Here is a 22,058-nt window from a genome sequence, read left to right on the forward strand (position 1 = left end):
CACCATCGACGCACTGCTCGGGGAGCGGGGAGACCGACATGCCGATCGCAACTCCCCGGATCCTCTCCGGTGTCGTCGACCGGCAACGCCAGCCCCTGCCCTCTGGGGACGCCTTCCGTGGATTGCAAGGTTGAAGAGATGGGTGGCCTGGAAAAGTGTTGGAAGAGGTAGTAGCGACCCGCTACGTCACGCCCTTGCGTGAGGGCGGCTCGCTCCCCGGAATCGTCGAGGCCGACGATCTCGGCACGTACGTCATGAAGTTCACCGGCGCCGGCCAGGGGCGCAAGACGCTGGTCGCCGAGGTCGTCTGCGGGCAGCTGGCGCGGAGGCTGGGCCTGCGGGTGCCGGAGCTCGTCGCGATCCAGCTGGACCCGGTGATCGGGCTCTCGGAGCCGGACCAGGAGGTGCAGGAGCTGCTCAAGGCGAGCGGCGGGCTGAACCTGGGCATGGACTTCCTGCCGGGGTCGCTGGGGTTCGACCCGCTGGCGTACGAGGTGGACCCGCGGGAGGCGGGCAGGGTCGTCTGGTTCGACGCGGTGATCAACAACGTCGACCGGTCGTGGCGGAACCCGAACATGCTGGTGTGGCACGGGGAGCTGTGGCTGATCGACCACGGGGCCACGATGATCTGGCACCACAACTGGCCGGGCGCCCAGGCCTCGGCCGCGAAGCCGTACGACGCGTCGGACCACGCGCTCGCGCCGTTCTCGCCCGACGTGGCCGCGGCGGCGGCCGAGCTCGCACCGCTCGTCACCCGGGAACTCCTCGAAGAGGTCGCCGCCGACGTGCCCGACGAGTGGCTGGTCGACGAGCCCGGCTTCGCGAGTACGGACGAGGTGCGGGCGGCGTACGTCGACGCGCTCCTGCCGCGTGCCGCCACCATCCACGAGCGGATCACGCTCGGCCCCCGCACCGAGAGCCGGCCCCAGCAGCCGCCCGGCTGGCTCGCCGAGCGTCTCGCGCCCCGGCCGCACTCCACCGAGAAGGACAGCACCACGTGACCGACCGCGATGTCTTCGAGTACGCGCTGCTGCGCGTGGTGCCGCGGGTCGAGCGCGGCGAGTGCTTCAACGCGGGCGTGGTCGTCTACTGCCGCGCCCGGTCCTTCGTGGCCGCCCGCACCCATCTGGACGAGGCCAAGCTGGCGGTCCTCGACCCGGCGGCCGACGTGACCGGCGTCCGGGCCGCGCTGCGCGCGGTCGAGGGGGTCTGCCTGGGCGGCGACGCGGCGGGCCAGGCGGCGCGCGACGACGCGGGCCGCCGTTTCCGCTGGCTGATCGCCCCGCGCTCCACCGTGGTGCAGCCGGGCCCGGTGCACACGGGGCTCACGGCCGATCCCGAGGCCGAAGTGGAACGTCTGCTCGACCTGCTCGTGCGGTAGCACGGAAGGAGTGACCTGGTGCACCCGGTGGGCCGTTGACACCGGGTGCCAGGGCTTCTAGCGTCTCGTTCTGCGGACGATACTAAGCGGTCGCTCATGTGCGGGACGCAAGGGCGCACGACCGGTTCGGCCGCGACCAGGGACGATCCAAGGGCGAGGAGAACCAAGCATGTCCACCACCGAGCAGCGCGTAGCAGTCGTCACGGGTGCCGCACGGGGCATCGGGGCCGCCACCGCGCTCCGCCTCGCGGCCGAGGGCCGCGCCGTCGCCGTACTCGACCTCGACGAGGCGGCCTGCAAGGACACCGTCGAGAAGATCACCGCCGCCGGCGGCACCGCCCTCGCGGTCGGCTGCGACGTCTCGGACAGCGCCCAGGTGGAGGCCGCCGTCGCGCGGATCGCCGCCGAGCTCGGCGCGCCGACGATCCTCGTCAACAACGCGGGCGTGCTCCGCGACAACCTGCTCTTCAAGATGTCCGAGTCCGACTGGGACCTCGTCATGAACGTGCACCTCAAGGGCGCTTTCCTGATGTCGAAGGCCTGCCAGAAGCACATGGTGGACGCGGGCTTCGGCCGGATCGTGTCGCTCTCCTCCTCGTCGGCGCTCGGCAATCGCGGCCAGGCCAACTACTCGGCCGTCAAGGCCGGTCTGCAGGGCCTCACCAAGACCCTCGCCAAGGAGCTCGGCAAGTTCGGCATCACCGCCAACGCCGTCGCCCCGGGCTTCATCGTCACGGAGATGACCGCGCAGACCGCCGAGCGGGTCGGCATGGGCTTCGAGGACTTCCAGGCCGCCGCCGCCTCGATGATCCCGGTGCAGCGGGTCGGCCGCCCCGAGGACGTCGCCAACGCGATCGCCTTCTTCGCGGGCGACGACGCCGGCTTCGTCTCCGGCCAGGTCATGTACGTGGCCGGCGGCCCGCTCAACTGACGTACCGGCAGCAGCGAGAGGAGGAGGTAGGCATGACCGCGAACGCAAGGCCGGAGCTCTCCGGCAAGGTCGCCCTCGTCACCGGCGCGAGCCGGGGCATCGGATACGGCGTCGCCGAGGCGCTGGTCGCCCGCGGCGACCGGGTCGTCATCACCGGACGCGGCGAGGAGGCCCTCAAGGAGGCCGTCGAGAGGCTCGGTTCCGACCGGGCGATCGGCGTGCCCGGCAAGGCCCACGACGAGGCCCACCAGGCCGCCGCCGTCGAGGCGGCGATGGACGGCTTCGGCCGGCTGGACTTCCTGGTCAACAACGCCGGTACGAACCCGGTCTTCGGGCCCATCGCCGATCTGGACCTCGGGGTCGCCCGCAAGGTCTTCGAGACGAACGTGGTCTCCGCGCTCGGCTTCGCCCAGCGCAGCTGGCACGCCTGGCAGAAGGAACACGGCGGCGCGATCGTGAACATCGCCTCGATCGCCGGCGTATCGGCCTCGCCCTTCATCGGCGCATACGGAATGAGCAAGGCCGCGATGATCAACCTGACCCTGCAATTGGCGCACGAATACGCGCCGCTCGTGCGGGTCAATGCAATTGCCCCGGCCGTCGTGAAGACGAAATTCGCGCAGGCCCTCTACGAGGGCCGCGAGGCGGAGGCCGCCGCCGCTTATCCGCTCGGCCGGCTCGGCGAGCCGGCGGACATCGGGGGTGCGGCCGCCTTCCTGACCTCCTCCCAAGCGGAGTGGATCACCGGCCAGACGCTGGTCGTCGACGGCGGGATTTTCCTGAACGCCGGAGTCGGGTGACCGATAATCGGACGCTTTCCGGAATCTGGTGTCCGGATTGACCCCGGTTATACGTTGAATGCCTCAAGTGCCCCGTCGGGCTCAAACATTGACCTGACGGGGTGCTGCGGTATCGTCGGCCGACCCCTGGCTGAACGAGGAGCGTGCACGTGTTCAACCGGACCAGTCTGCAGGCCGCTGCAGCCCTTGTGTCCATATCCCTGGTGTCCGGATGCAGTGTCTTCTCGGACAGTGATTCCGCCGGGGATCAGAGAATCGTCATCGGCACGACGAGCTCTCCCACCACGCTTGATCCGGCCGCCGCCTGGGACAATTCCTGGGAGCTGTTCCGGAATGTCTTCCAAACCCTGGTGGCTTTCCCGACAGGCAGTACGACACCGCAGTCGGACGCCGCCGACTGCAAGTTCTCGGACACCTCCAGCCGGGTCTTCGAATGCAAGCTGATCGAGGGCCTCACGTTCTCCAACGGGCACAAACTGGACGCCAAGGCCGTCCAGTACTCGATCGAGCGCATCCGCACGATCGACCAGGAGGGCGGCCCCAACGGGATGCTCGGCTCGCTCGACAAGATCGAGACCGTCGGCGAGCGCACCATCGTCTTCCGGCTCAACAAGCCGGACGCCACCTTCCCGTACGTCCTCGCCACCCCCGCCATGTCGCTGGTGGACCCGGCCGACTACCCGGCCGACAAGCTGCGCAAGGACGGCAAGGTCACCGGCTCCGGCCCGTACGTGCTCGACTCGTACGAGGAGCGCAAGTCCGCCGAGCTGACGAAGAACCCCAGCTACAAGGGATTCGCCGACCGCAAGAACGGCGGCGCGACGATCCGGTACTTCGACGACTCCGACGCCATGGTCGCCGCCCTCAAGAAGGACGAGATCGACGCCACCTACCGCGGCCTCACCGCCGAGGAGGTCATCGGTCTCCAGGACGACAAGCCCGAGAACAAGGGCCTCCAGCTCGTCGAGTCCACCGGCGCAGACATCCGCTACCTCGTCTTCAACGCCCAGGACCCCGTGGTCGCCAAGCTCCCCGTCCGCAAGGCGATCGCCCAGCTCGTCGACCGCGACGAGCTGGTGAACAAGGTCTACCAGGGCACCGCCGAGCCGCTGTACTCCATGGTGCCCAAGGGAATCGCCGCTCACACCACCAAGTTCTTCGACCGCTTCGGCTCGCCCAGCGCGACCAAGGCCAAGAAGATCCTCCGCGAGGCCGGCATCACCGAGCCCGTCGAGCTGACCTTCTGGTACACCACCGACCGGTACGGCTCCTCGACGGCCGCCGAGTTCGCCGAGCTCAAGCGGCAGCTCGAGGAGAGCGGCCTCTTCAAGATCACCCTCCAGGGCAAGCCCTGGAAGGAGTTCCAGGAGGGCTACCAGAAGAACCGCTACCCGGTCTTCGGCCGCGGATGGTTCCCCGACTTCCCGGACCCGGACAACTTCGTCGCCCCGTTCGTGGGCAAGGAGAACGTCCTCGGCACGCCGTACGTGAGCCCCCGGATCACCAACGAGCTCCTCCCGAAGTCCCGCCGCGACAGCGACCGCGGGACCGTCACGGACGAGTTCGTGGAAGCCCAGGAGATCATGGTCCAGGACGTCCGCCTGCTGCCGCTCTGGCAGGGCAAGCTGTACCTCGCGGCCGGCGAGGACATCGGCGGCGGCGAGCGCGCGCTCGACCCGCAGACGGTCATGCAGCTGTGGGAGCTGTACCGCAGGGCCAGCTGGTAGAAGGCCGCCGGGGGCCACTGTCAGTGGCCCCCGGTAGGTTCTCGGACGGAGAAACAGGAACGTCCACCGGAGGTTGTTGACCGTGACCGACACCAGCATGCTGCCCGACTCCTGGCGGGGTGTTCTCGGCGACGAGCTGCAGAAGCCGTACTTCGCACAGCTCACCGAGTTCGTCGAGGAGGAGCGCGCCGCCGGCCCGGTCTTCCCGCCGAAGGACGAGGTCTTCGCCGCCCTCGACGCCACCCCGTACGACAAGGTGAAGGTCCTGATCCTCGGTCAGGACCCCTACCACGGCGAGGGCCAGGGACACGGGCTCTGCTTCTCGGTCCGGCCCGGCGTGAAGACCCCGCCCTCCCTGCGGAACATCTACAAGGAGATGCAGGCCGAGCTCGGCCACCCGATCCCCGACAACGGCTATCTGATGCCGTGGGCCCAGCAGGGCGTCCTCCTGCTCAACGCCGTGCTGACGGTCCGCTCCGGCGAGGCGAACTCGCACAAGGGCAAGGGGTGGGAGAAGTTCACCGACGCGGTGATCACCGCCGTCGCCTCGCGGCCCGACCCCGCCGTCTTCGTCCTCTGGGGCAACTACGCGCAGAAGAAGCTGCCGCTCATCGACGAGGAGCGGCACGTGGTCGTCAAGGGCGCCCACCCCTCGCCGCTGTCCGCGAAGAAGTTCTTCGGATCGCAGCCCTTCACCCAGATCGACGCGGCCGTCGCGGCCCAGGGACACGAGCCGATCGACTGGCGCATCCCCGACCTCGGCTGAGCCTCGGCCGGATCCGGGCCGGGGGCGGCTAGCGTCGTCCCTCCCAGTGGATGAGCGGGTGGAGAGCGCGGTGACCGAGCAGCAGCAGGTGTCGGACGACGGGGTCATGACCAGGATCGGGCAGGCCCTGATGCTGCTCCACGGTGGTGACCGCGAGGAGGCCAGGAACCGCTTCGGGCTGCTCTGGCAGCAGATCGGCCCGGACGGGGCCCCGCTCCACCGGTGCACCCTCGCGCACTACATGGCGGACGCCCAGGACGACCCCGACACCGAGCTGGCCTGGGACCTGCGGGCGCTGAGCGCGGCCGAGGGCCTCACCGGTGAGCGGCTCGCCGCCGACGGCTCGGCCGTCGCGCTGCGGGCGCTCTACCCCTCGCTCCACCTCAACCTCGCCGCCGACTACGTCAAGCTCCAGCGCCCCGACGCCGCACGGGTCCATCTGGACCGGGCCCGCGCGGCCTCGGAGACCCTGGACGACGACGGATACGGGAACGGGGTGCGGGCCGCGATCGCACGGCTGGAGCTGCGGCTCCGGGGCGACTGACGCGGGCGGCCGCTCACCGGCCGTGCGCGCCGCGGCAGATCCCGGACGGCTCGCCCTTCGGGTCCCAGCCCCCGTACCGCTCGCCCAGGGCGCACACGTCCGCGCGGGAGACACGGGGGGCCTCCGGCAGAGCCGTCAGGTCAGGCAGTCCAGGCAGTTCCGACCGGGCCGCCGGGTGGTGCGGACGGGCTTGCTGCCGGGGTTCGGCCTCGGGGTGCGGGGTCTCGGATCGGCGCGGAGCCGCCGCCCTCCGGGGTACGTCGGGCGGCGGTGTCGTGCGGGGCGCGGCGGACGGAGGGGGAGCGGGGAGCGCCGCTTCGAGCGCGTCGAGGGCCGGGCCCTCGACGATCTGCGGTGCCACCTCCTGGGCGGGGCGTACGGTCTCCGCCGCGGGCGCGGTGACGGGCACCGTCGGCGGCGCGTCCACCGAGACGCAGCCCGTCAGAGCGGCCACCGCCGCCCCGACCAGGATCTTCGCTGTGGTTCGGGTTCCATGCACCCGCGCAACTCTGGCGCCCCGGTGGCGATCTTCGTACCCCTACCGGCGGGGAATGCCCCGCACGGGTGCCGTCACGGGCCCGGCCTTGACCGGCGGGCCCGGCCGCGACCGGCCCCTGGGCCCGCTAGGCCCTCGCTGTGAGCTGTGAGCTGTGAGCTGTGAGCTGTGAGCTGTGAGCCGCGGCCGCGCAGGCCGCAGTCGGGAGCCGCAGGCGTCAGCGTCGCGTCGGCGTCCATGTGGGGCCACCCGCGCGTCCGTGCGGCGGTCCGTGTGCCCGTGCGTCTCTGTGCCCGTGCGCCCGTCCGTCAGTCGCCGGTCGCGCCGTCGATCCGCTCCCGGATCAGGTCCGCGTGGCCGTTGTGGCGGGCGTACTCCTCGATCATGTGGAGGTAGATCCAGCGGAGGTTGAAGGGCCGGCCGGTGCGGTGCCTGCCGAGGGCGAGGTCGTCGAGGTCGCGGCCGGCGGCCAGGGTGCGGGCCCTGGCGATCTCGCCCTGCCAGGTGGCGTGGGCCTCCTCGTACGTGTCCTCGTCCGTGGCGTGGATGTCCCGGTCGCGGTCCTCCTCGGTCGAGTAGATCCAGGCGGCCTCCTCGCCGGCCAGGACCCGGCGGAACCAGCCGCGCTCGACCTCGGCCATGTGGCGCACCAGGCCGAGGAGGTTGAGGTCCGACGGGGGAGCGGACGGGGTGCGCAGCTGGGCGTCGTCGAGCCCCTCGCACTTCTGGGCGAGGGTGGCGCGGTGGAAGTCGAGCCACTGCTCCAGGGCCTCCCGCTCGCCCGAGGTGGTGGACGGGTCGACGCGGGGGGTGGTTTCGGTGCGTTCGGTGGTCATGCCGGGCATCGTCCCCCACGGTCGCGGACGGTGCCAGGGGTTTCCCGGCCGGTCGGGCGCCCGTGTCGTCAGCCCGCCTGGGTGGGTCGGTCCGTGAGCATGCCCCGGAGCAACTCGTCGAAACCGGTGCGCAGTTCCGCCCGGCTCGGCACGGCCGCGTGGAAGGAGCCCGCCGCGCAGGAGAACATCAGCCCCTCGCACCAGGCGATCAGCGACAGCGCGTGCCGTTCGGGCTCCGGCGAGCCGGCCGCCGCCATCATCGCGATCAGCGGGGTGTGGAAGGCCGAGCCCGCCGTGTCGAAGAAGCTCCGCAGTTCGGGGCGGCGGGTGGCCTCGAGGGCCAGTTCGTAGCGGGAGACCAGCAGGGAGCGGTGGTCGGTGAGATAGCGGTGCAGCGCGAGCGCCAGGGCGTCGACGAGTGCGGCGTCGCCGCCGTCCGGGCCCGGCAGCTCGTGCGGGGTGAGGACCTCCGACTCCCGCTGGACCTGGCGCCGCACGGCGGTCTCCAGGAGGGCCTGGCGGGTCCGCGCGTGGTTGGAGGTCGAGCCCTGCGGAAGTCCCGCGCGCTCGTCCACGGCGCGGTGGGTCAGGCCCCGCATCCCCCGCTCGACGAGGAGGGCGAGGGCGGCGTCGCCGATCCGCTCGGCGCGGGACGCGGTGGGCTCCGGGGCCGGGGTGCCGGCGGCGGCTGGACTCATGGGGACAACCTACTACCGGCCCTTACCGGAGGAACTACAGCTGTAGTACGGTCATGCCGTCGGACTCACTACACCTGTAGTTCCCTGATCCGAGGAGCAGCCATGGAACAGCACCGCGCCGTCGTCGTCGGAGCCGGCATCGGCGGACTCACCGCCGCCGTCGCCCTGCACCAGCGCGGCTGGCGGGTCACCGTCCTCGAACGCGCCGCCGACCTCGCCCCCGTCGGAGCCGGCATCGGCCTCGCCCCCAACGCCCAGCGCGCCCTCGACGTCATCGGCCTCGGCGACCGCGTCCGTACGCTCGCCGCCTGGCAGGGCGACGGCGGCATGCGGACACCCGGCGGCCGCTGGCTCGCCCGCACCGACGCGACGGCCGCCGCGGACCGCTTCGGCGGCCCCCTGGTCCTCCTGCACCGCGCCACCCTCGTCGAGATCCTCGCCTCGGCCCTCCCCGACGGAGCCGTCCGCACCGGTGCGACCGCCACCGTCACCGACCCCGGAGACGACCGCGACCCCGCCCGCGTCACCGTCTCCGGCGACGGGACCGGGGGCCGGAGCGAACTGGCGGCCGAACTCGTCCTGGCCGCCGACGGCATCCACTCGGCGACCCGCCGGGCGCTCTTCCCCGACCACCCCGGCGCCCGCTACTCCGGCAGCACCAGCTGGCGCGTCGTCGTCCCCGCCCCCGAACGGGCCTTCGCTCCGCACGAGACCTGGGGAGCCGGCCGACTGTGGGGCAGCCAGCCCCTGAAGGACGGCAGGGTCTACGCGTACGCCATGGCCGTCGCCCCGGCGGGCGCCCACGCGCCCGACGACGAACGGGCCGAACTGCTGCGCCTCTTCGGGGACTGGCACCACCCCGTGCCCGAGATCCTCGCCGGTGTCGACCCCGACCGGATCCTGCGGCACGACGTCCACCACCTGCCCGACCCCCTGCCGGCCTTCCACCGGGGCCGCGTGGCCCTCCTCGGCGACGCCGCGCACGCGATGATGCCGAGCCTCGGCCAGGGCGGGAACCAGGCCGTCGAGGACGCCGTCGTCCTCGCCCACCACGCCGGCCCCGACACCGGCTTCCTGCCCTCCCGCGCGCTCGCCGCCTACACCTCCGACCGGCTCCCGCGCACCACCGCCATCGTCCGCAAGGCCGCCCGCACCGGCGCCGTCACCATGCTCTCCGCCCGCCCCGCCGTCGCCCTGCGCGCCGGTCTCGTCCGTACCGTTTCCCGCTTCGGCCCCGGGCTCGTCCTGCGTGGGTTCGACGGCATCTGCGACTGGCACCCGCCCGTCGAGGCCAACGGGCCCACCGGGGAAGCGATTCGGCGCCGCGTAAGCTGACCAGCGCGGACGGCCCCTCCGACCACGGCCGGGGCCGACGGACGACGACAAGGGAGACCCCGTGAAGGTTGGCTGCATCGGACTCGGCGACATCGCGCAGAAGGCCTACCTCCCCGTCCTCTCCGCGCTCCCCGGGGTCGAACTCCACCTCCAGACCCGCACCCCCGCCACCCTGGACAGGGTGGCCGACACCCTGCACCTGCCCGCCGAGCGGCGCCACACGGACCTCGACTCGCTGCTCGCCGCCGGACTCGACGCGGCGTTCGTGCACGCGTCCACGGCCGCCCACGCCGAGATCGCCACCCGGCTCCTGGAGGCGGGCGTCCCCACGTACGTCGACAAGCCCCTCGCCTACGACTACGCCGACTCCGAGCGGATCGTGGAGCTCGCCGAGAAGCGCGCGGTCTCCCTCGCCGTCGGCTTCAACCGGCGCCTCGCCCCCAGCTACGCCCAGTGCCTCGACCACCCGCGCGACCTGATCCTCATGCAGAAGAACCGGATCGGCCTGCCCGAGGACCCCCGCACCTTCGTCCTCGACGACTTCATCCACGTCGTCGACACCCTGCGCTTCCTCCTCCCGGGCGAGGTGGAGCACGTCGACGTGCGCGCCCGCCTCCGCGACGGGCTCCTCCACCACGTCGTGCTCCAGCTCTCCGGCGACGGCTTCACCGCCATCGGCGTGATGAACCGGATGAACGGCTCCACGGAGGAGGTCCTCGAGGTGTCCGGCCAGGACACCAAGCGCCAGGTCATCAACATCGCCGACGTCGTCGACCACAAGGGCCAGCCGACCGTGCGCCGCCGCGGCGACTGGGTCCCCGTGGCCCGCCAGCGCGGCATCGAGCAGGCCGTCCTCGCCTTCCTCGACGCCGTCCGCGAAGGCCGGCTCCTCAGCGCCCGCGACGCCCTCCTCACCCACGAACTGTGCGAGCGCGTCGTCACCGAGGCCCTGGCCCAGGCATCCTGACGTACGACTCCGCCGGGTCGCCCCGGCGCCCACGCGCGGGCGCGGCGGTGGCGCCGTCCGTGCGCGGGCAGGCCCCGGGTCGGGCGGCCTCGTGTCAGTGGCGGCGCCAGCGCTCGTCGACGACCACCGACCGGAGGCGCCAGCCGTCGGGGGTGCGGCGGGCAGTGAAGGCGTAGCGGCCGCCGCAGACGAAGTCCTCGCCGGAGGCGAAGCGCATCGGGTTGACGTAGTCGGCGCGGATGTCCGCCTCGTCGCCCGGCTGGGGATAGCCGCCGGGTTCCCGGAAGACGACCCGACGGTTCACGATGAGGTGCTGGCGTACGGGGAAGAGGGTCATCGTCTCGGCGAGCCAGTCGGCCACCGCGTCGACAGGGCCCTCGATGCCGCCCGAGCCCCGGTAGTCGGCCCGGCCGTCCGGGCCGAACAACGCCCGGTAGGCGGCCCAGTCGGCGTCGTCCACGGCTGCCGCGTACCCGGATACCAGGTCGTCGACGGCGAGCCGGTCCATCACGGTCGCGAGGTCCACGCGCTGCGTCATCGGCTCAGTGTCCGGCAGCGGGGGCCCGGGGCCAAGGGGCGTGCGCGGGACGAGTTCCGGCACGCGGTCATACTGTCCGACATGCGCGTGAACATCGACCCCGACCTCGGCGACGGCCCCTCCTTCTACCGGCTCCTCACCGCCACCGTCGTACCCCGCCCGATCGCCTGGGTCTCCACGACCTCCGCCGACGGCACGGACAACCTCGCCCCGCACTCCTTCTTCACCATCGCCTCGGTCAACCCGCCCGTCGTGCAGTTCACTTCCGTCGGACGCAAGGACTCGCTGCGGAACGTCGAGGAGACGGGCGAGTTCGTGGTCAACCTCGCCCCCCAGCCCCTCTTCGAGCAGATCAACGCCACCGCCACCGACTTCCCCCGCGGCATCAGCGAGTTCGACGCCTGCGGCGTCGAGCGGGAGCCCAGCCTCCGCGTCAAGCCCCCGCGCGTCGCCCTCTCACCCGTCGCCCTCGAATGCGAACTCCACAGCACCCTCCGCATCGGCGACTCCACCGTCGTCTTCGGCCGCGTCCTCCACGCCGCCGTCCACGAGTCCGTCCTCGTCGACGGCCACCCCGAGATGTCCCTCCTCCGCCCCCTCTCCCGCCTCGGCAAGAACGAATGGGGCACCCTCGACGGCATCGAGGAGATCGCCAGGGTCCCCTACCGGGCCTGACGGTCCGGGAGCAGGTTCGAGCCCGGGGCCGATCCGTCAGCCCGCGGACTCGCCCGCGTGCGGGCTCAGGACGTCCGTGCCGACCAGGATGAAGAGGAGGATGCCGAGGAGGATGCGGTAGATGACGAAGGGCATGAAGGACTTGGTGGTGATGAACTTCATGAACCAGGCGATGACGGCGTAGCCGACGCCGAAGGCGATGAGGGTGGCGAAGATCGTCGGGCCCCAGGAGACGTGTCCTTCGCCGGCGTCCTTGAGTTCGAAGACGCCGGAGGCGAGGACGGCGGGGATGGCGAGGAGGAAGGAGTAGCGGGCGGCGGCCTCGCGGGTGTAGCCCATGAGGAGGCCGCCGGAGATCGTGGCGCCGGAGCGGGAGACGCCCGGGATGAGGGCCATGGCCTGGCAGAAGCCGTAGATGAGGCCGTCCTTGACGCCGAGGTCCTTCAGCGTCTTGCGCTCGCGGACCACGCGGTGGCGGCCGCCGATCTCGTCGCGGGCGGCCAGGCGGTCGGCGACGCCGAGGACGATGCCCATCACGATCAGGGTGGTGGCGATCAGCCGCAGGTCGCGGAAGGGGCCCTCGATCTGGTCCTTGAAGGTGACGCCGAGGACGCCGATCGGGATCGAGCCGACGATCACGAGCCAGCCCATCTGGGCGTCGTGGTCGGATCGCATCGCCTTGTCGGTCAGCGAGCGGAACCAGGCGGAGACGATCCGGGCGATGTCCTTGCGGAAGTAGATGAGGACAGCGGTCTCCGTGCCGATCTGGGTGATCGCGGTGAAGGCCGCGCCCGGGTCCTCCCAGCCGGCGAACGCGGCGGTGAGGCGGAGGTGCGCGCTGGAGGAGATGGGAAGGAACTCCGTCAGCCCCTGGACGAGTCCGAGGATGAACGATTCGAACCAACTCATGGGGCTAGGGCCGTCCCGTTATGTACGTGTGCGGTCAGAAGGTCGTGCGCAGCGTACCTTCCCAAGATGACGCGCCGGTGATCAGGCTTCGTCCCCGCCCGGTCCGGCCTCCACGGGGCCCGTCGTGGTCCAGCCGGGGGACCTGACGTGGTGGCTGAGACTCGTACGGTCGGCCTCGCCGCCGCAATGGGCGCAGACGAGCCGGGGGTTGAGGACCTCGCCGCAGTCGTGCTCCAGGACGACGGGCCGGGCGTCGGCGTTGAGGTGGCGGTCGCCCCAGGCCATGAGCGTCACCAGGACCGGCTGGAGTTCCTCGCCGGCCGCGGTGGCCCGGTACTCGTAGCGCGGGGGGCGCTCGCTGTACTGCACCTTCTCCACGATCCCGGCCTCGACGAGCCGCTTGAGGCGGGCGGTGAGGATGTCGCGGGGCGCGCCCGTGTTGCGGGCGATGCGGTCGAAGCGGTGCACGCCGAGGGAGATCTCGCGGAGTACGAGGAGTGCGTACTTCTCGCCGACGAGGGCGAGGGTGTCGGCGATCGAGCAGGGGCGGGGCGCGGCCTTCATGGGGTCAGCCTAGGGCAGCGGCCGGGTGGAGGGTTTGGAAAGCGAACCCATCAGGGCGAGAGGGTTTGAAAATCCAACTCACGGGGTTATGTTACCGACGAGTGTCAGTCCACTTCTCCAACCCAGGAGCCTTTCATGCGTGACGCCGTCATCGTCGAAGCCGTCCGGACCCCGATGGGGAAGGGCAAGGCGGGCGGAGCCCTGTCCCACGTCCACCCCGTCGCCCTCCTCTCGCACACGCTGCGCGCCCTCGTCGAACGCAGCGGCATCGACCCCGCCCTCGTCGACGACGTGATCGGCGGCACCGTCGACCAGGTCGGCGAGCAGGCCATGAACACCACCCGGTACGCCTGGCTCGGCGCCGGATTCCCCGACTCCGTGCCCGCCACCACCGTCGACCGGCAGTGCGGCTCCTCCCAGCAGGCCGTCCACTTCGCCGCCCAGGGCGTGCAGTCCGGCGCCTACGACATCGCCATCGCCTGCGGGGTCGAGTCCATGAGCCGGGTCCCCATGTGGTCCAACGTGCCGCCGGGCGCCGACCCCTTCGGGCCCGGCGTCGCCGAGCGCTACCCCGAGGGCCTCGTCCCGCAGGGCATCAGCGCCGAGCTGATCGCCGCGAAGTGGTCCATCGGCCGGGAGGCCATGGACGCGTTCGCCACCGGATCGCACGCCAAGGCGGCCCGCGCCTGGGCGGCCGGACTCTTCGACGACGAGGTCGTGCCGTACGAGAACGTCCGCCGCGACGAGTCGGTGCGCCCCGCGACCACGCCCGGGGTCCTCGCCGGCCTCCGTCCCGCCTTCGAGGACCCCGGCTTCGCCGCCCGCTTCCCGCAGATCGACTGGTCCGTCACCGCCGGCAACAGCAGCCCCACCAACGACGGCGCCTCCGCCGTGCTCGTCATGGCCGCCGACACCGCCCGGAGCCTCGGCCTGCGCCCCCTCGCACGGTTGCACGGCTTCGCCGTCACCGGCTCCGACCCGCTGCTCATGCTCACCGGAGTCATCCCGGCCACCGAGAAGGTGCTGCGCCGCTCCGGCCTCGGCCTCGCCGACATCGACCTCTTCGAGATCAACGAGGCCTTCGCCAGCGTCGTCCTCGCCTGGCAGCAGGAGACCGGCGCCGACCCGGCCAAGGTGAACGTCCACGGCGGGGCCATCGCCCTCGGCCACCCCCTGGGAGCCAGCGGCACCCGCCTCACCACCACCCTGGTCCACGCCCTGCGGGCGCGCGGCGCCCGCTACGGACTCCAGGCGATGTGCGAGGCCGGCGGCCTCGCCAACGCGATGATCGTCGAAGTGCTCTGAGGCCGGCGCCCGCCCGCGTCCCGGAGCCTCAGCGGGCGCTGCCCACCGGCTCCGGTTCCGCGGCGGGAGCCGGACCCGGGGCCGGGGCGCGCAGGCCGTGCCGCTTGCGCCAGGCCACGACCGCCCCGGCGAGACCGGAGACGACGATGAACCCGGCCGAGAAGAGGAAGGCCGGCGAGCCGGGCGAGCCGGCCTGGGCGCCCGCGACCACGTACGCCGCCGTGTTCGGCACCGAGCCCAGCGCCGTCGCGAGGAGGAACGGCACGTACCCCATGCGGGAGACCGCCGCGCAGTAGTTGGCCGCCGCGAACGGCACGCCGGGGAACAGCCGGATGGCCAGCATCGACCGGAAACCGTGCCGGCTCAGCTGCCCGTCCGCCGCCGTCAGCCAGCGGCCGCGCAGCAGCGGCCGCAGCGCGTCCTGGCCCAGATACCGCCCGAGCGTGAAGGAGATGCCCGCGCCGAGCACCGTCCCCGCGACGGCGGCCGTCAGGCCGAACGTCGTGCCGAAGAGCGCGCCCGCCGCCAGGTTCAGCACCGGCCGCGGCACGAAGGCCGCCGTGCACACCCCGTACGCGAGGCCGAAGAGCAGCACCGCCCCGGCGCCGTCCGTCCGCGCCGGCCAGCCCGAGGAGAGCAGCCGCTGCGGTTCGTAGAGCACCACGAGCGCCGCCGCCGTGAGCAGCAGCAGCGCGAGCAGGGAGAGCCGCGAGCGGGGCGAGAGCAGGGCCCGGGAGCAGCGGACGGCGAGGGAGCCCGGCGGCCGGGGGACGGGGGCGAGCATTCGGGGAGAGTAACGGACGCGTCCGTATGATCGCCGTAATGTGCGTCATGTCCGTCCGGGCCGCGCCCGGAGCCCGCGCCCTGACCGAGAGGGCCCCATGACCGACCCCGCCTCCGTCGACCCCGCAGCCGCTCCCGGCGACCCGGCGCTGCCCGATGGTGCCACGCCACCCGGCAGCGTCCTCGCCGACACCGTCCTGGAGCGGCTCACCGCGGTCTACCCCGCCGCCGGGAACCCGTTCCGCGCGCAGGAGATGGTCGCGTACATGAAGGGCGTGGCCCCCTTCCTCGGGGTGCGCACGCCCGAGCGCCGCGCCCTGTCCCGTACGGTCCTCGACGGCACCCCGCGCCCCGACGAGCGCGACTGCGCCGCCATCGCCCTGCGCTGCTTCGCCCTGCCCGAGCGCGAGTACCACTACTTCGCCGTCGACTACCTGCGCCGCCACGTGAAGCGCTGCTCGTCGGGCTTCCTCCCCGTCGCCCACCGGCTCGTCACCACCGTCTCCTGGTGGGACACCGTCGACCACCTCGCCGCCCACGTCGTCGGCCCGCTCGTCGCCGCCGACCCGTCCCTCGCGGACCGCATGGACGAGTGGATCGAGGACGACGACCTCTGGGTCGCCCGCACCGCGCTCCTGCACCAGCTCCGCTTCAAGGAGGACACCGACGCCGACCGGCTCTTCTCCTTCTGCCTGCGCCGCTCCGCCGACACGGACTTCTTCCTCCGCAAGGCCGTCGGCTGGAGCCTGCGCGAGTACGGCAAGACCGCCCCCGCCGAAGTCCGCGCCTTCGTCGCCGCCCACGAGGCCCGGCTCTCCCCGCTCTCCGTCCGCGAAGCCCTCAAGAACCTCTGACCGGCCTCCGCCGTCCCAACCGCGGGTCCAGAATGGGTACATGACGCAGACGGAGAAGCGGACGGCGCTGGTTCTCGGGGCGGGCGGGCTCGTCGGCGCGGGGTGGGCGACCGGGGTCCTGCAGGGGCTCGCCGACGCCGGCACCGATCTCACCACCGCCGACCTGATCGTGGGGAGCTCCGCGGGAGCGGTCGTCGGGGCCCGGATCGCCGCCGGAGAACGCAGCCTCGACGAGCTGTACGCGGAACAGGTGAGCGGTGGGGTCACCGAGCCCGCCGCACGCCTCGGGCCCGGCTCGGTCCTCCGGTACGCCCTCGCCGTCCTCACCTCCCGCACCCCCGAGGCGTACGGACGGAAGCTCGGCCGGCTCGCCCTCCGGGCCCGCACCGTGGACGAGGCAGCCCGCCGCGCGACCGTGGCCGAGCGGCTCGGCACCACGACCGCCTGGCCCGGGCGGCGGCTCCTCGTCACCGCCGTCGACGCGGCGAGCGGCGAACTCGCCGTGTACGACGCCGACAGCGGAGTCCCGCTCGTGGACGCCGTCACCGCCAGCTGCGCCATCCCGGGCGCCTGGCCGCCGGCCACGATCGACGGGCGGCGCTGGATCGACGGCGGGATCCACTCCACCGCCAACGCCCACCTCGCCGCCGGTCACGACCGGGTCGTCGTCATCGCCCCGACCGCCCTGGGCAACAAGGTGGTCCTCTCCCCGGCCCGGCAGGGCGCGGACCTCGCCGCCACCGGCGCCCGCGTCGAGGTGATCGTCCCGGACGCCGCGTCCCGCGCCGCGTTCGGCGGCCGGGCGCTCGACCCCGCCCGCACGCCCGCCGCCGCCCGAGCCGGGCGTGCCCAGGCGGCCGCCCACGCCGAGGCGGTCGCCGCCGACTGGACGGATTGACGGCCCGTACCCCGACCACCGGCACAATGAGGGCGTGAACGAGCAGATTCCCGTCATTCGCGAGGTCGACCAGGGCACCGCGCGCCTCATGCCCGATGTGGACCGGGAGCGGGCCTGGTTGCTGACGGTCGACGGCGCACCGCAGTCGTACGTCGACCTCGACGACCCGGCGTACCTGGAGTTCGAGTACGCGCGGCGACTGGCCCATGTCGTCGACGGCGCGGCGGGCGAGGGCGAGCCGCTGGACGTCCTGCACCTGGGGGGCGGGGGCCTGTCCCTGCCGCGGTACGTCTCCGTCACCCGGCCCGGCTCGTGCCAGGACGTGGTCGAGGCGGACCGGGGCCTGCTCGATCTGGTCGCCGAGCACCTGCCGCTGGCGGAGGGGGCGGGGGTCACCGTGCACGGGGCGGACGCCCGGGGCTGGCTGGAGGCGGCGCCCGCGGCCTCGGCCGACGTGATCGTGGGCGACGTGTTCGGGGGTTCGCGGGTCCCCGCGCACCTCACGTCCGTGGAGTACGCGCGCGAGGTGCGGCGGGTCCTGCGGCCGGGGGGCGTCTACGCCGCCAATCTGGCCGACGGGGCGCCGTTCGCGTTCCTCCGCTCGCAGGTCGCCACCTTCGCGGCCGTCTTCCCCGAGCTGGCGCTGGTCGCCGAGCCGGCCGTGCTGCGCGGCCGGCGCTTCGGGAACGCCGTGCTCGTCGCCTCGGGCAGGGAGATCGACATCCCGCACCTCGCCCGCAGGGTGGCGGCGGACGCCTTCCCCGCGCGCGTGGAGCACGGCGCGCCCCTGGACCGGTTCAGCAGGGGCGCGGAACCGGTCAGGGACGCCGGGGCCGTGCCCTCACCCGTCCCCCCGGACGGCGCGTTCGGAATCGGCTGAGAGATCCCCCCGGGGGCCCGGCCCGGCTCAGGTGCCCCGCTGGGCTCCCGTGGTCTCGGCCGAGGGCTCCAGCGGGGCACCCGTGGTCTCCGCGGCGGGATCCAGCGGGGCGCCGGTGACCTCCTTCGCGTGCGGACGCCGGGTCAGGTTGCGGACGTCCGGCACCAGCAGGACGAGCGCGGTGACGATCACCATGAGGGCCGCCGCGCCCCACAGGGCCTGGCTGCGGCCGAAGGCGGTCTCCGCGGGGCCCGCGAGCGCCGTGGAGAGCGGGAGGAGGGCCGTCGAGCCGAACCAGTCGTAGGCGGAGACGCGGGACAGCTTGTCCTCCGGGATCTCCTGGTGCATGGTCGTCATCCACGAGACGCCGAAGACCTCGATGGCCATGCCGCTGACGAACATCGCGACCGTCAGCCCCGCCGCGTCCAGGGGCACGGCGAGCGCCGCCGAGGGCAGCGCGATCGGGAAGACGCACAGGGTGCCGACGAACAGGAGCCGGCGGGGCTTCCAGCGGGTCATCAGGACGGCGCCCGCGACGGTCCCGACGCCGTACGCGGCGAGGGCGAGGCCCCAGGGCTGCGAGCCGCCCAGGTGGTCCCGGGCGACCAGCGGCCCGAACACCGAGTCGACCGCGCCGATGAGGGCGACCACCACCGAGAACTGGGCGACGATCGACCAGAGCCAGGGCCGGCCGATGAACTCCTGCCAGCCTTCCCGCAGATCGGCGAAGAGGCCGCCGCTCGGGGCGCGTTCCGGAATGCCCTTCACGTCGAGGAAGGCACGGAGGCCGCCCGCCACGGCGAACGCGAGCGCGTCGATCGCGAGGACCCATCCGGGGCCGACGAACGCGACCAGCGCGCCGCCGAGCGCGGCGCCGCCGATGCTCGCGCCGTGCATGGCCATCCGGTAGACGGCGAAGGCGCGGCTCGCCTGCTCCCCGGTGACGCTGGCCATCAGCATGGCCTCGGCCGCCGGGTTGAAGAAGGCCTGGCCGGTGCCGCAGAGCGCGGTGAGGGCCATCATCTGCCAGATCTGTGCCTGGCCGGAGAGGACGAGTGCCGCGAAGGCGGCCTGGGACACGCAGTTGAGGGCGTTGGCGGCGACCATCACCCGGTGCCGGGGTATCCGGTCCGCCACGGCGCCGCCGATGAGCAGGAAGAGGACGAGCGGGAGGAAGCGGGCCATCGCCACGAGGCCCACGTCGCCCGGGTCGCCGCCGGCGTCGAAGACGGCCCAGGTCGTGGCGATCAGCGCGCCGTTCGCACCGAGGTTGGTCACGATCGTGGCGGCGGTCAGCAGGACGTAGTTGCGGCCCGCCCATTCGGGGCGCCGGGCGCGGGCGCGGCCGGGGGAGGCGGGGGAGTCGGCGGGATTCGTCACCCACGGGACTATCCCCGCCGCCTCCCCTTCCTGCCAAACCGATTACCGGACGGATCCGGTGGAGGACCGGACGGGGCCGTCGGGAGCCCGGGGGCGAACCGCCGGGAACCCGACGCGACCGTCAGGAACCGGAGACTCCGGCGGGGATCCCGACGCGACGACCCGCGGGAACCGCGAGCGCCGGCCGGGAACCCGGAACGACCGTCAGGAGCCGGCGAGCCGGACCGTGGAGAGGATCTTCTGGATGGTGGCGTCGGGCAGTTCGTCCTTGACGCCGTCCGCCCCGTAGAGGACCCAGGTGGTGAAGTCGCCCGCCGCGTTCTTGAACGTGAAGGCGATCGACTTGCCGTCCGACTCGCACTTGTTGCGCTTCTTGACGTTCGGTGCCACGGCCGTCGCCATGTGCCCGGTGAGACCGGACTTGGTGGTGTACGCCACGGGCTTGGTGATCTTGATGGTGCTCTGCGGCATGTGCTGCGCGTAACCGCCCCACACCCACGTCCCCGCCTCGCTGCGCGCCGCGTCGGCGGTGCTCTTCGCACCCTGGCCGCCCTTGGTGCCGGCGGTGCTCAGGCCCCAGGTCTCCTCGGTGCCGTTCTTGTCGGTGTCGTAGGTGCACCACTTGCTCTTGTAGCGCGTGGGGCTGGACATGGTGACGAGCGGGGTGCCGTCGTGCTTCTTCTCGTCGTCGAAGTACGTGATCATCCCCGGCTTCAGCACCTCCCACTCGGGCGGTACGTCGAAGAGGGTGCCGTACTTGGGGTTGTAGACGACCTTCCAGCCCGGGATCGTCGGCTGCTGGGCGGCGCCGTCGCGCGGGTTCTCGATCGACGGCGAGGTGCTGGGCGCGGCCGTCGGGTCCGTCGGGGCGCTGGTCGTCACGGGCGGCTTCAGGTCGTCGGCGTTCGGCTTCTTGTCGTCGTCCTTGCCGAGCACCAGGTAGCCGGTGACGCCGGCGGCGACGACCACCGCCGTCGCGGCGACGATCGCCACGATCGTCGTCTGCTTCTTCTTCCCGTCACCGGGGCCGCCGGGCTGTCCCGGGCCCGGTACCGCGTACTGCTGCGGCACCGTCGGCTGCTGGTACGGGTTCGGCTGCCCGTAGCCGGGCTGCTGGGCGTATCCCTGCTGCGGGTACCCCGGCTGCTGCGGGTATCCCGGCTGCGTCGGCGGCGGCTGCTGCGGGTAGCCGGGCTGCGTCGGCGGCTGCTGGTACGGGTTGGGCTGCTGGTACCCCGACTGCTGGTAGGGGTTCTGACTCTGGTCCTGCGGGTTCTGCTCGCCCCCGGGCGGCTGCTGTCCTGGCCACATGGCCAGTAACCATAGAGGTGCGGGGGCGGCCGGACCACGAGAGGGATGGCCAACGCTGCTACTCGTGGGTAACATCACCGGTCATGAGCGCAGACCAGATGACCGTCGGCGAGATGCTCGCCGCGACGGTTCCCATGGCCGGAACCCTCAACCTGGAGTTCCTGGAGACCACCGCCGAGCGCGCCGTCGTGCGCCTGCCGGACCAGCCCGCCTACCACAACCACGTCGGCGGTCCGCACGCCGGAGCGATGTTCACCCTGGCCGAGTCCGCCAGCGGCGCCATCGTGCTCGCCGCCTTCGGCGACCAGCTGAGCCGTGCCGTCCCGCTCGCCGTCAAGGCCGAGATCGGCTACAAGAAGCTGGCCATGGGCGTCGTCACGGCCACCGCTACCCTCGGCCGCCCCGCCGCCGAGGTCGTCGCCGAACTCGACGCCGGACAGCGCCCGGAGTTCCCCGTGCGCATCGACATCACCCGCGAGGACGGCGCCGTCACCGGCGAGATGACCGTCGTGTGGACCCTGCGCCCGAACGCCTGACCCGGCACACCCCGCGCCGCCCCCACACCCCTTCGGGTGCGGGGGCGGCCGTGTTCCGGACCACCGCCCCGCAACCGGACATCCCGTCACGCGTAGCGCGCTCACCGGCCGGTGACGGCTCCGCGTCGGCGCGTCCTCGGGTGACCCAGCCCTCACCCTCGCCGTCGAGGTCGGTCCGTCCTGACCGGCTAGGCTGCTCAGGCGTGCCCGACGCGGTGCACGCCGGGCGGCCGACACGGGAGGAACCGCGTTGCACGTGCAGGAATGGCTGGAGACGATCCCGGCGGTCGCGATCTACGCGCTGGTGGGCGTGGTGATCGGCCTGGAGAGCCTGGGCATCCCGCTGCCCGGCGAGATCGTGCTCGTGAGCTCGGCACTGCTCGCCTCTCAGCACGGCGAGATCAACCCCTACGTCCTCGGCGCCTGCGCCACCGCCGGCGCGATCATCGGCGACTCGATCGGCTACGCCATCGGCCGCAAGGGCGGTCGACCGCTGCTCGCCTGGCTCGGGAAGAAGTTCCCCAAGCACTTCAGCGAGGCCAACATCGGGCTCGCCGAGCAGTCCTTCCAGAAGTGGGGCATGTGGGCGGTCTTCTTCGGCCGCTTCATCGCCCTGCTGCGCATCTTCGCCGGACCGCTCGCCGGCGTCCTGCACATGCCGTACTGGAAGTTCCTCATCGCCAACGTCTTCGGCGGCATCCTGTGGGCCGGCGGCACCACGGCCGTCATCTACTCGGTCGGCGTCGTCGCCGAGGCCTGGCTCAAGCGCTTCTCCTGGCTCGGCCTGGTGCTCGCCGTGCTGATCGGCATCGCCTCGATGCTGGTCGTCAAGAACCGCGCCAAGAAGGCGGCGGCGCAGCGGGCCGCCTCCGCCGAGGCGGAGCCGGTCCCGGTCGCGGACTGACCCCGTACGCATGCGGCGGAGGGCGGCACCCGGTGCGGGT

At 72.5% G+C, this 22,058-nt stretch carries 25 protein-coding genes; 16 read left to right on the top strand and 9 right to left on the bottom strand.

Annotation, left to right across the window (positions count from 1 at the left end):
* Window positions 1-158: 158 nt before the first annotated feature.
* The 7 genes from ACFCY7_RS16800 to ACFCY7_RS16830 all read left to right on the top strand — a co-directional run bounded on the left by ACFCY7_RS16800 (window position 159) and on the right by ACFCY7_RS16830 (window position 6,149).
* Window positions 159-1,001, top strand: a complete 843-nt coding sequence (locus ACFCY7_RS16800) for a HipA family kinase (RefSeq protein ID WP_376485556.1) — start codon at window positions 159-161, stop codon at window positions 999-1,001.
* On the top strand, window positions 998-1,381 hold the full coding sequence (locus tag ACFCY7_RS16805; RefSeq protein WP_367827267.1) for a DUF3037 domain-containing protein: 384 nt from the start codon (window positions 998-1,000) through the stop codon (window positions 1,379-1,381). The genes ACFCY7_RS16800 and ACFCY7_RS16805 overlap by 4 nt, the downstream gene beginning before the upstream one ends.
* A gap of 169 nt (window positions 1,382-1,550) precedes the next feature.
* Entirely contained in the window at window positions 1,551-2,312 is a 762-nt protein-coding gene (gene fabG / locus ACFCY7_RS16810) for a 3-oxoacyl-ACP reductase FabG (RefSeq protein WP_141298368.1), read from the top strand.
* A gap of 32 nt (window positions 2,313-2,344) precedes the next feature.
* The gene (locus ACFCY7_RS16815) at window positions 2,345-3,112 is read left to right on the top strand and encodes an SDR family oxidoreductase (protein ID WP_376485558.1); all 768 of its coding nucleotides are present in this window, start codon (window positions 2,345-2,347) and stop codon (window positions 3,110-3,112) included.
* Between the two features lie 149 nt (window positions 3,113-3,261).
* On the top strand, window positions 3,262-4,839 hold the full coding sequence (locus tag ACFCY7_RS16820) for an ABC transporter substrate-binding protein (protein WP_376485559.1): 1,578 nt from the start codon (window positions 3,262-3,264) through the stop codon (window positions 4,837-4,839).
* A gap of 82 nt (window positions 4,840-4,921) precedes the next feature.
* Window positions 4,922-5,605: a uracil-DNA glycosylase gene (gene ung, locus ACFCY7_RS16825; protein ID WP_376485561.1), complete on the top strand. Its 684-nt coding sequence runs from the start codon at window positions 4,922-4,924 to the stop codon at window positions 5,603-5,605.
* Window positions 5,606-5,675: 70 nt separating this feature from the next.
* Window positions 5,676-6,149: a hypothetical protein gene (locus tag ACFCY7_RS16830; protein ID WP_376485564.1), complete on the top strand. Its 474-nt coding sequence runs from the start codon at window positions 5,676-5,678 to the stop codon at window positions 6,147-6,149.
* Between the two features lie 13 nt (window positions 6,150-6,162).
* Here the strand turns inward: ACFCY7_RS16830 and ACFCY7_RS16835 are convergent, their stop codons facing one another.
* The 3 genes from ACFCY7_RS16835 to ACFCY7_RS16845 form a co-directional block, all read right to left on the bottom strand.
* Window positions 6,163-6,648, bottom strand: a complete 486-nt coding sequence (locus ACFCY7_RS16835) for a hypothetical protein (RefSeq protein ID WP_376485566.1) — start codon at window positions 6,646-6,648, stop codon at window positions 6,163-6,165.
* A gap of 305 nt (window positions 6,649-6,953) precedes the next feature.
* Window positions 6,954-7,490 carry a DinB family protein gene (locus ACFCY7_RS16840; protein ID WP_376485569.1) on the bottom strand — a complete coding sequence of 179 codons (537 nt, stop codon included), beginning with the start codon at window positions 7,488-7,490 and terminating at the stop codon, window positions 6,954-6,956.
* A gap of 59 nt (window positions 7,491-7,549) precedes the next feature.
* Entirely contained in the window at window positions 7,550-8,179 is a 630-nt protein-coding gene (locus tag ACFCY7_RS16845) for a TetR/AcrR family transcriptional regulator (protein WP_376485571.1), read from the bottom strand.
* A 102-nt stretch (window positions 8,180-8,281) separates the two neighbouring features.
* On the opposite strand from ACFCY7_RS16845, the gene ACFCY7_RS16850 reads away from it, so the two are divergent.
* Both ACFCY7_RS16850 and ACFCY7_RS16855 read left to right on the top strand, forming a co-directional pair.
* Window positions 8,282-9,514 (top strand): FAD-dependent monooxygenase, encoded by a 1,233-nt coding sequence (locus tag ACFCY7_RS16850; RefSeq protein ID WP_376485573.1) that lies wholly within the window; start codon window positions 8,282-8,284, stop codon window positions 9,512-9,514.
* Window positions 9,515-9,575: 61 nt separating this feature from the next.
* Window positions 9,576-10,481, top strand: coding sequence for a Gfo/Idh/MocA family protein (locus tag ACFCY7_RS16855; protein WP_376485576.1), 906 nt, complete (start codon window positions 9,576-9,578; stop codon window positions 10,479-10,481).
* A 94-nt stretch (window positions 10,482-10,575) separates the two neighbouring features.
* On the opposite strand, the gene ACFCY7_RS16860 is transcribed toward ACFCY7_RS16855, so the two are convergent.
* Window positions 10,576-11,019 carry a nuclear transport factor 2 family protein gene (locus tag ACFCY7_RS16860; protein WP_376485577.1) on the bottom strand — a complete coding sequence of 148 codons (444 nt, stop codon included), beginning with the start codon at window positions 11,017-11,019 and terminating at the stop codon, window positions 10,576-10,578.
* An 81-nt stretch (window positions 11,020-11,100) separates the two neighbouring features.
* Here ACFCY7_RS16860 and ACFCY7_RS16865 point away from each other — a divergent pair, with 81 nt between their 5' ends.
* Window positions 11,101-11,694, top strand: coding sequence for a flavin reductase family protein (locus ACFCY7_RS16865; protein WP_376485579.1), 594 nt, complete (start codon window positions 11,101-11,103; stop codon window positions 11,692-11,694).
* 36 nt (window positions 11,695-11,730) lie between these two features.
* Here the strand turns inward: ACFCY7_RS16865 and ACFCY7_RS16870 are convergent, their stop codons facing one another.
* Complete coding sequence (locus tag ACFCY7_RS16870) at window positions 11,731-12,603, bottom strand: undecaprenyl-diphosphate phosphatase (protein ID WP_376485581.1); 873 nt, start codon at window positions 12,601-12,603, stop codon at window positions 11,731-11,733.
* A gap of 81 nt (window positions 12,604-12,684) precedes the next feature.
* Window positions 12,685-13,167, bottom strand: a complete 483-nt coding sequence (locus tag ACFCY7_RS16875) for a winged helix-turn-helix transcriptional regulator (RefSeq protein WP_376485584.1) — start codon at window positions 13,165-13,167, stop codon at window positions 12,685-12,687.
* Window positions 13,168-13,302: 135 nt separating this feature from the next.
* On the opposite strand from ACFCY7_RS16875, the gene ACFCY7_RS16880 reads away from it, so the two are divergent.
* Window positions 13,303-14,472 (top strand): thiolase family protein, encoded by a 1,170-nt coding sequence (locus tag ACFCY7_RS16880; protein WP_376485586.1) that lies wholly within the window; start codon window positions 13,303-13,305, stop codon window positions 14,470-14,472.
* A 28-nt stretch (window positions 14,473-14,500) separates the two neighbouring features.
* Here ACFCY7_RS16880 and ACFCY7_RS16885 read toward each other — a convergent pair whose 3' ends face one another.
* The gene (locus ACFCY7_RS16885) at window positions 14,501-15,256 is read right to left on the bottom strand and encodes a TVP38/TMEM64 family protein (RefSeq protein WP_376485589.1); all 756 of its coding nucleotides are present in this window, start codon (window positions 15,254-15,256) and stop codon (window positions 14,501-14,503) included.
* Between the two features lie 97 nt (window positions 15,257-15,353).
* On the opposite strand from ACFCY7_RS16885, the gene ACFCY7_RS16890 reads away from it, so the two are divergent.
* Genes ACFCY7_RS16890 through ACFCY7_RS16900 form a run of 3 tightly spaced genes read left to right on the top strand, consistent with a single transcriptional unit; the run spans window position 15,354 to window position 17,887 of the window.
* Window positions 15,354-16,109, top strand: coding sequence for a DNA alkylation repair protein (locus ACFCY7_RS16890; RefSeq protein WP_376485591.1), 756 nt, complete (start codon window positions 15,354-15,356; stop codon window positions 16,107-16,109).
* Between the two features lie 40 nt (window positions 16,110-16,149).
* Entirely contained in the window at window positions 16,150-17,007 is an 858-nt protein-coding gene (locus ACFCY7_RS16895) for a patatin-like phospholipase family protein (protein WP_376485594.1), read from the top strand.
* 34 nt (window positions 17,008-17,041) lie between these two features.
* A complete protein-coding gene (locus ACFCY7_RS16900) occupies window positions 17,042-17,887 on the top strand; it encodes a spermidine synthase (RefSeq protein ID WP_376485596.1) in 846 nt (281 codons plus the stop codon).
* Window positions 17,888-17,914: 27 nt separating this feature from the next.
* Here ACFCY7_RS16900 and ACFCY7_RS16905 read toward each other — a convergent pair whose 3' ends face one another.
* Both ACFCY7_RS16905 and ACFCY7_RS16910 read right to left on the bottom strand, forming a co-directional pair.
* Window positions 17,915-19,267, bottom strand: coding sequence for an MFS transporter (locus tag ACFCY7_RS16905; RefSeq protein WP_376485599.1), 1,353 nt, complete (start codon window positions 19,265-19,267; stop codon window positions 17,915-17,917).
* A gap of 204 nt (window positions 19,268-19,471) precedes the next feature.
* On the bottom strand, window positions 19,472-20,578 hold the full coding sequence (locus ACFCY7_RS16910; protein ID WP_376485602.1) for a hypothetical protein: 1,107 nt from the start codon (window positions 20,576-20,578) through the stop codon (window positions 19,472-19,474).
* A gap of 98 nt (window positions 20,579-20,676) precedes the next feature.
* On the opposite strand from ACFCY7_RS16910, the gene ACFCY7_RS16915 reads away from it, so the two are divergent.
* Both ACFCY7_RS16915 and ACFCY7_RS16920 read left to right on the top strand, forming a co-directional pair.
* Complete coding sequence (locus tag ACFCY7_RS16915) at window positions 20,677-21,114, top strand: DUF4442 domain-containing protein (protein ID WP_030214413.1); 438 nt, start codon at window positions 20,677-20,679, stop codon at window positions 21,112-21,114.
* Window positions 21,115-21,364: 250 nt separating this feature from the next.
* The gene (locus tag ACFCY7_RS16920) at window positions 21,365-22,018 is read left to right on the top strand and encodes a DedA family protein (protein ID WP_376485604.1); all 654 of its coding nucleotides are present in this window, start codon (window positions 21,365-21,367) and stop codon (window positions 22,016-22,018) included.
* Window positions 22,019-22,058: the final 40 nt, after the last annotated feature.

This window comes from Streptomyces sp. NPDC056361 (assembly GCF_042262805.1).
Lineage (GTDB): Bacteria > Actinomycetota > Actinomycetes > Streptomycetales > Streptomycetaceae > Streptomyces.